Source organism: Delftia sp. ZNC0008 (assembly GCF_000799035.1).
Lineage (GTDB): Bacteria > Pseudomonadota > Gammaproteobacteria > Burkholderiales > Burkholderiaceae_C > Comamonas > Comamonas tsuruhatensis.
Genome location: NZ_JTKZ01000457.1, coordinates 1 through 6,750, shown reverse-complemented (window position 1 = coordinate 6,750; position 6,750 = coordinate 1). Strand labels below are relative to the sequence as shown.

General features: G+C 67.6%; 9 protein-coding genes. 5 read left to right on the top strand and 4 right to left on the bottom strand.

Annotated features, from left to right (window positions below; translation table 11 throughout):
* Positions 1–647, top strand: a 647-nt coding sequence (locus L995_RS15100) for an FAD-dependent oxidoreductase (RefSeq protein ID WP_047472480.1), incomplete at its 5' end; no start/stop codon positions are given.
* 123 nt (positions 648–770) lie between these two features.
* On the top strand, positions 771–1,790 hold the full coding sequence (locus L995_RS15095; RefSeq protein WP_047472479.1) for a Bug family tripartite tricarboxylate transporter substrate binding protein: 1,020 nt from the start codon (positions 771–773) through the stop codon (positions 1,788–1,790).
* A gap of 45 nt (positions 1,791–1,835) precedes the next feature.
* Here the strand turns inward: L995_RS15095 and L995_RS15090 are convergent, their stop codons facing one another.
* Positions 1,836–2,519 carry a GntR family transcriptional regulator gene (locus tag L995_RS15090; protein WP_016454064.1) on the bottom strand — a complete coding sequence of 228 codons (684 nt, stop codon included), beginning with the start codon at positions 2,517–2,519 and terminating at the stop codon, positions 1,836–1,838.
* A gap of 167 nt (positions 2,520–2,686) precedes the next feature.
* Here L995_RS15090 and L995_RS15085 point away from each other — a divergent pair, with 167 nt between their 5' ends.
* The 3 genes from L995_RS15085 to L995_RS15075 all read left to right on the top strand — a co-directional run bounded on the left by L995_RS15085 (position 2,687) and on the right by L995_RS15075 (position 5,075).
* Positions 2,687–3,085 carry a carboxymuconolactone decarboxylase family protein gene (locus L995_RS15085; RefSeq protein WP_012204485.1) on the top strand — a complete coding sequence of 133 codons (399 nt, stop codon included), beginning with the start codon at positions 2,687–2,689 and terminating at the stop codon, positions 3,083–3,085.
* A gap of 10 nt (positions 3,086–3,095) precedes the next feature.
* Entirely contained in the window at positions 3,096–3,959 is an 864-nt protein-coding gene (locus L995_RS15080; RefSeq protein ID WP_026062100.1) for an NAD(P)-dependent oxidoreductase, read from the top strand.
* 132 nt (positions 3,960–4,091) lie between these two features.
* Positions 4,092–5,075, top strand: coding sequence for a tripartite tricarboxylate transporter substrate binding protein BugD (locus L995_RS15075; RefSeq protein ID WP_016449598.1), 984 nt, complete (start codon positions 4,092–4,094; stop codon positions 5,073–5,075).
* A 7-nt stretch (positions 5,076–5,082) separates the two neighbouring features.
* Here the strand turns inward: L995_RS15075 and L995_RS15070 are convergent, their stop codons facing one another.
* From L995_RS15070 to L995_RS15060, 3 genes are all read right to left on the bottom strand, one after another.
* Positions 5,083–5,673: a class I SAM-dependent methyltransferase gene (locus L995_RS15070; protein WP_047472478.1), complete on the bottom strand. Its 591-nt coding sequence runs from the start codon at positions 5,671–5,673 to the stop codon at positions 5,083–5,085.
* Between the two features lie 19 nt (positions 5,674–5,692).
* Positions 5,693–5,905 carry a DUF2788 domain-containing protein gene (locus tag L995_RS15065; RefSeq protein ID WP_016449600.1) on the bottom strand — a complete coding sequence of 71 codons (213 nt, stop codon included), beginning with the start codon at positions 5,903–5,905 and terminating at the stop codon, positions 5,693–5,695.
* Between the two features lie 55 nt (positions 5,906–5,960).
* A partial coding sequence (locus L995_RS15060; RefSeq protein WP_047472477.1) for a DUF2189 domain-containing protein occupies positions 5,961–6,750 on the bottom strand: 790 nt, incomplete at its 5' end.

Here is a 6,750-nt window from a genome sequence, read left to right as displayed (position 1 = left end):
CCGCGTCCCAGGGCCCGCACTGGACGCTGGGCGCAGCCCAGGCCGAAGACGCGCCCTTTGACGCCGTGCTGCTGGCCTGCCCCGCGCCCGAGGCGGCGCGCCTGGCACTCACCGCTGCCGAGCACGACAGCCTGCCTGCGCGCGACGGCATAGCCCTGCAGCGCTGGGCGCAGCTGGCCCAGGACCTGCAGCACCGCCCCATTGCCACCGTCTATGCGCAGACCGGCGATCCCTCCCACACATTGCCCCCGGGCGCGCCCTGGCTGGCGCTGCGCTCCACGCCCGATGCACCTGCGCAATTCGTCTTCGACCGTGGGCAACTCGGCGGCCCTCAGGGCCTGATGGCCTTCGTCATCAGCGACAGCGCATCGGACCGCGAAACCCTGCAGGCCCAGGTGCAGGCCCAGGCCCAGGCGCAGTTGGGCTGGCATGGACTGGTTGCGCTGCGCACCGTGATCGACAAGCGTGCCACCTTCGCCTGCCTGCCGCAGCTGCAGCGTCCCGGCATGGAGTTGGGCCACGGCCTGTGGGCCTGCGGCGACCATGTGGATGGACCGTATCCGGCCACCATCGAAGGCGCCGTGCGCAGCGGCCTGCAGGCGGCCGAGGCCATCGGACAGGCCCTGGGAGCCGAGGGAAAAGCCTGATCCCCCGGGTATCTCCGTAGCCTGCAGACCCTGGTTTGACAGCAGATTGACAGCCGCCGGCGCCACCATCGCTGGCGCCGCATCCGCTGCCCATTCACTACAACGATAGCCAGGAGACCAGACATGCCTTCGCGCGACTTTCTTCAACACGCAGACCTGCCCCCGCTCGGCCGCCGCCAACTGCTGGCCGGCACGGGCGCCATGGCCCTGTCTGGCCTGCTGCCTGCGGCCGCGCTGGCGCAGGACGCCTGGCCCACGCGCCCCATCCGCTTTGTCGTGCCCTTTGCGCCGGGCGGCAGCTCGGAAATCGTGGCGCGCTCCACGGCGGCCGAGCTGTCCAAGACCCTGGGCCAGAACGTCTTCGTGGACAACAAGCCCGGCGCGGCCGGCAACATCGCCATGCAGGAAGTGGCGCGCGCCGATGACCAGAGCACCGTCATCCTGGGCCACATCGGCACCCTGGCCGTCAATCCCTACATCTTCGACAAGCTGCCCTACGACGCCAACAAGGACTTCCAGCCCGTCAGCCTGCTGGCCAAGGTGCCCAGCCTTTACGTGGTCCACCCCGATGTGCCGGTCAAGAACCTGCGTGAACTCATCGCCTACGCCAGGAAAAAGCCCGGCCAGCTCAGCTACGGCTCGGCCGGCAATGGCAGCGCCGGGCACCTGGCCTTCGAGTACCTGAAGATGACGGCCGAGATCTTCATGCTGCACGTGCCCTATCGCGGCACGGGGCCCATGATGACGGACCTGATGTCGGGCCGGCTGGACGCTGCCTCGGTCGGCGCTGCCGCCCTGCTGCCCTTCATCAAGGCAGGCAAGGTGCGCTGCATCGCCACGGGATCGACCCAGCGCCTGCCCCAGTTGCCCGACGTGCCCACCGTGGCCGAGCAGGGCTTCCCGGGCTTCGAGATGACGCAGTGGTACGGCATGCTCGCCCCCTCCAGCATGACCAAAGCCCACGTGGACAAGCTGGCCGCCGAGTGCGCCAAGGCCGTCAAGGCGCCGGACGCGCTCAAGCGCCTGCAGGGCGATGCGGCCGAGCCCATCGGCAGCACGCCCCAGCAGTTCGCGCAGTTCATTGCCTCCGAGCAGACACGCTGGCAGAAAGTGCTCAAGCGCGCCCAGGTCAAGCCGGACTGAGCGCACACGGACTGACACTCCCAGGTACAGGCGCAGGCCCCGGCATCAGCTGGCCGGGCCAGCCTTCTCGGCCATGGCGCGCAACACGCCCTGGCTGGCCTTTTGCACATGCTCGGCGCTCAGGCGCGCAGCCTGGTCCGCGTCGCCCTGCTCTATTGCCGTCACGATGGCATCCAGCTCGGCCAGCGTCTGCGGCAGGCGCCCGGGCTGGGACATGGAGATGCGCCGCAGCACCGTCACGCGGTTGTTCAGCTGCCGCAGCATCTGGCCGGCCACCAGATTGCCGCAGCCCTCGATCAGGATGTCGTAGAACTGGTTCTTGATCGCCAGCAGGGCCACCTTGTCGCTGGCCACGGCGGGCACGGCCAGCTCGCCCAGCTTGGCGCGCAGCGCGGCGCGCTGGCCTGCCGAGGCATGCAGCGCAAAGCCCCGGCTGGCCAGGCCCTCCAGGCTGGCCCGCACCTCGTAGATATCGCGCACTTCCTGCACCGAGATGTCCGTGACCTCGGGACCCCGGTGCGGAACGATGGTGATCAGCCCCTCGGCCTGCAGGTGCTGCAGGGACTCGCGCAGGCACGAACGGCTCACATCAAGGCTCTCGCACAGTTCGCGCTCGGACAGCTTCTGGCCCGGCGCAAACACGCCATCGAGGATGGCCGTGCGCAGGGTCTGCGTCGTGCGCAGGCGCAGCGACGTTTCTTCGCGGGGGACACGCAGCATCTGGTTCATGGGATGAATCCTACCTGCCAATCCAGGGGCTGGACGGACTGACGGATTGTCATACACACACCTGGCCCGGCAGGCAATCCTGATTTTCATCAAGTAGGATTGTCTGACAATCTGATTAAATCCATTCCACCGAAAGACACCTTCACCGCCTTCCATCAGGAGTTTTCATGACCCGAGCCTACGCCCCCAAGAACCCCGCCCTCTTCGACCAGGGCCTGTCCACCCGCCGCGAGGTGCTGGGCGCCGAGTATGTCGATGCGTCCATCCAGAACGCCACGGACTTCAATATCGACATGCAGGAGCTGGTCACCCAGTACTGCTGGGGCGATGTCTGGAACCGCCCGGGCCTGGACCGCAGGACGCGCTCCTTCCTGAACCTGGCCATGATCACGGCGCTGAACCGCCCGCATGAACTCAAGCTGCATGTGCGCGGCGCCATCAACAACGGCCTGACCAAGGAAGAGGTCAAGGAGGTCTTCCTGCAGACCGCCATCTACTGCGGCGTGCCGGCCGCCATCGACTCCTTCCGCGTGGCTTCGGAAGTCTTCAAAGAGATGGACATCTGAGGCACGCAGCATGACCACCATAGGATTCATCGGCCTCGGAATGATGGGCCAGCCCATGGCCCACCTGCTGCACGCCGCAGGGCACGCCCTGGTCATCCGGGACGCCGTGCCCGCCGCCACCGCACGATTCGCGCAGGAGCATGCGGGCGTGGCCGTGGCATCCGGCGCGGCCGACTTTGCCGGCTGCAGCGTGGTCTTCACCATGCTGCCCGACTCCCGCATCGTCGATGCCGTGGTGGGCGAACTGGCCCCGCACCTGCCGCCCGGCGCCTGCATCATCGACATGAGCTCGGCCGACCCCAACCGCACGCGGGCGCTGGCCGGCCTGCTGGGCGAGCGCGGCATCGGGCTGCTGGATGCGCCGGTCTCCGGCGGCGTCAAGCGCGCGATTGCGGGCACGCTGTCCATCATGGTCGGTGGCGATGCGGACCTGCTCGCCCAGCACCTGCCGCTGCTGCAGCGCATGGGCCAGGCCATCACCCATGTCGGCCCCGTGGGCGCGGGCCATGCGCTCAAGGCGCTGAACAACTATGTCTCGGCAGCGGCCCTCATCGCCACGGCCGAGGCCATCCATGCAGGCGCGGCCTTCGGCATTGCGCCGGCCACCATCGTGGACGTGATCAACGCCTCCACCGGCAAGAACAACACCACCGAAAACAAGGCCCACCAGTTCATGCTGAACGGCGCCTTCAACTCGGGCTTCTCGCTGGCGCTGCAGGCCAAGGACGTGGGCATCGCCCTGTCGCTGGGCCAGGCCATGCACACGCCCATGGCACTGGCCGAACAGGTCAGCGCCATGGCGGCCGAGGCCTCCAGGTCCCTGGGACCCGCCGCCGACCACACCGAGCTGTACAGGTACGTGGCCCCGGCCTGAGCCTGCGCCGTGTCGCCGTCGTCAAGGGCCGCATGCGGCCCTTGCCTTCCTGCCCCACGCCACCAAACACGCCACCGACAACCGGCCGCACAGAGCCGGCGGCCCCTGCACGCGCCTCCAGGAGACAAACCCATGCGCCCCCTCATCCGCAATCCCCTCGCCCAGACCCTTCTCGCCGCCGCGCTGGCAGCAGCCAGCCTTGCCGCCCAGGCCTTCCCCAACAAGCCCGTCACCATCGTCGTTCCCTACGCGGCCGGAGGCTCCACCGACGTGCTGGCCCGCGTGCTTGCCGAGGCCATGACGCGCGACCTGGGCCAGCAGGTCATCGTCGAGAACCTGGGCGGCGCCGGTGGCACCATCGGCACCAGCCGCGTCACACGCGCCCAGGCCGACGGCCACACCCTGCTGCTGCACAACATGGGCATCGCCACGGCGCCCGCGCTCTACAGCAAGCTCTCTTTCGATGTGAGGCGCGACCTGGAACCCATCGCGCTGGCCGGCGACGTGCCCATGATCCTGGTGCGCAGCAAAGGCTTTGCGCCCGCCACGCTGGCGGACTTCATCGCCCACATGAAGGCCAAGCCGGGCGAAGTGCGCTTCTCGCATGCCGGCGTAGGCGCCACCTCCCACCTGTGCGCCATGCTGCTGCTGCAGACCACCTCCACCGAGGCCACCCTGGTGCCCTACCGTGGCACGGGTCCGGCCCTGCAGGACCTGGTGGCAGGCAATGTCGATGTCATCTGCGACCAGCCCGTGGCCACCGGCCCGCACATACAGGCGGGCATGCTCAAGGGCTACGCCGTCGCCACGCGCGAACGCCTGCCCTCCCTGCCCGATGTGCCCACCTTCGCGCAGGCCGGCCAGCCCGGCTTCGAGCTTGCCGTATGGCACGGCCTGTACGCTCCGCGAGGCACGCCCCAGGCCGTCATCGAGCGCCTCAACAAATCCCTGCGCACCGCCCTGGCCGAACCCGCCCTGGTCAAGCGCTTCACGGACATGAGCGTCATCATCCCGCCCGCAGACCGCCTCACCCCCGACGCCCTGCGCCAGCACACCGCCGCAGAAATCAAGCGCTGGGACCCGGTGATCAAGGCTGCGGGGGCCAAGGCCGAGTAACGCCGCACTACGACGACACCGGCCTGCGGGCCACGACATCAAAGCGATGCCAGTGCTTGGGACCCCGCATGCTGGGGGCCATGCCATCGAACTCATTGAAGGCCAACAGCTCCATGCCATCCAAAAGGCGCAAGACCTGATCACGCGAATGAAAGCTCATGGACTGCGAATCGGCCCAAGCATCGCGCGGCCCGAAAAAATGACCGGCGAACACACCGCCCGGACGCAGCGCAGAACGCACCAGCGACCAAAACGCATCGAAGCACTCAGGATGGCAAAAGGGCAGGCTCAGTCCAGCGTGGATCAGATGCGCTGCAGGCAAAGAGGAAAGATCCTCGAAACGGCAAGCCTGCAGCGTCAAAGCGCCGGACGCCTGCGATGCCAGGGGGCGCAAGCCCTCGATGGCCGCAGGTTCGCTGTCGATGGCGTGGACGCGCCAGCCGGTATGGAGCAGCACGCGGCACTCATGGCCCGCGCCACAGCCCAGATCGATGGCCGCTTTATCTGCCGTATCACCCGCCAACGCGTCAAGCGCCTGCACCAGCAAGGGAGATATCTTGCGTCCCTCGGTAAAGCGGTAGTAGTCCGTCCAGCTCATGGGTATGACGCCTGCGGCGTCATCTCTCCATCCACCACTGGATGACGATCTTGGCGACGTAGCCGACAAAGCCCACGCCCAGGCCCAGGAAAATCACGAAGGTGCCGAACTTTCCTGCCTTGGACTGGCGTGCCAGCTGCAGGATGATGAACACCATGAAGAGGATGAAGGCCCCCACGCCGTAGGTGAGGAAGAAATGGGCGATCTGTTCTTCTGTATACCCGAATATCACGACAACACCGTCCTACCTCCTCCCCTGCAAGTCCGGTCAGGCCGGGCGGTCCGGCTCAGCGCGCCGCAAAGGTCGACGCATCCACCAGGTCGCGGTACGCATGCCAGCTCGCGTGCCCCAGCAGGGGCATCACGGCCACCAGTCCCAGCAGCCAGCTGCCCAGGCCCAGCAGGGTCAACAACACAATGAGGGCGGCCCACAGTGCCAGAGGCACAGGGTTGGCCAGCACGGCCAACCAACTGGTCAGCACGGCCTGGCGCACCGTCACCCGCCTGTCCAGCATCAGCGGCATGGCCACCACGCTGGACGCAAAAATAGGCGCTGCCAGAAAACTGCCCAGCGCCAGCCATATCGCAAACAACTGCCCGTCGCGGGCCAGCACCACGTGCTGCACGAAATCCGCCGGAGTGGCAATGCGCACGGGCGAGAGCACGGTGATCAGCGACGCCGACACCAGCACCCAGCCCGTGGCCGCCAGCGACAGCAGCAGCCCGAACTGCACCAGGCACCAGTAGCCGCCCTGCCCCTCGGCCTTGGCCGCATGGCCGTTTTGCCAGCGCGTCCAGGTACGCCGCACCAGGGACAGATCGGCAGCCTCGCCGCGCTCCAGCGCGCGGCTGATGGCGTAGAGGCTGGTTGCCACGACAGGGCCGACGATCAGGAACCCCGACAGGGCCCCGGCCATCAGCCAAAAGCGATTGTGCCCCAGCGTCAAGATCAAAAACCCGATCAAGGTCAAGACCAGGCCATGTGCCAGACTCAGCCAGGGCGCCCTGGCCATGTCGCGCGCGCCACGCGCTAGCCAGCTCAGGGGGTGTTTCCAGCCGATGCTGCGCACGGCGGGG

Coding starts and splice junctions, on each gene's coding strand:
- L995_RS15070 (WP_047472478.1), bottom strand. CDS start 5,673: ATGAGCTGGACGGACTACTACCGCTTTACCGAGGGACGCAAGATATCT.
- L995_RS15090 (WP_016454064.1), bottom strand. CDS start 2,519: ATGAACCAGATGCTGCGTGTCCCCCGCGAAGAAACGTCGCTGCGCCTG.
- L995_RS15085 (WP_012204485.1), top strand. CDS start 2,687: ATGACCCGAGCCTACGCCCCCAAGAACCCCGCCCTCTTCGACCAGGGC.
- L995_RS15075 (WP_016449598.1), top strand. CDS start 4,092: ATGCGCCCCCTCATCCGCAATCCCCTCGCCCAGACCCTTCTCGCCGCC.
- L995_RS15095 (WP_047472479.1), top strand. CDS start 771: ATGCCTTCGCGCGACTTTCTTCAACACGCAGACCTGCCCCCGCTCGGC.
- L995_RS15080 (WP_026062100.1), top strand. CDS start 3,096: ATGACCACCATAGGATTCATCGGCCTCGGAATGATGGGCCAGCCCATG.